Source organism: Rhizobium ecuadorense (assembly GCF_001187535.1).
Lineage (GTDB): Bacteria > Pseudomonadota > Alphaproteobacteria > Rhizobiales > Rhizobiaceae > Rhizobium > Rhizobium ecuadorense.
This window is the reverse complement of record NZ_LFIO01000773.1, coordinates 1-220: the sequence shown is the minus strand read 5'-3', so window position 1 is coordinate 220 and position 220 is coordinate 1. Positions and strand designations below refer to the sequence as shown.

Sequence of the window (220 nt, the reverse complement as noted above, 5' to 3'; positions counted from 1 at the left end):
ACCCCGGAGGATGACCGATGTCTTTTGTCCGCTCGGCGCCGCGATTGATCTGCCTGATCATCATTGCGCTCGGTGTCGCACTGGTTCATGCCACTTCTGTATTCGCTCAAACCGATCCTTTGCCCTCCTGGAACGACACAGCGTCGAAGGTTGCTATCGTCTCTTTCGTCGAAAAGGTCACTGGCCAGGGATCGCCCGACTTCGTCCCGGAGACCGAACG

Annotated in this window: 1 pseudogene; it reads left to right on the top strand. The window is 57.7% G+C overall.

Features of this window, described 5'->3' with window-relative positions:
- Positions 1-17: 17 nt before the first annotated feature.
- Positions 18-220 (top strand): annotated as a pseudogene (locus AF337_RS44390) (haloacid dehalogenase-like hydrolase); the annotation flags it as partial.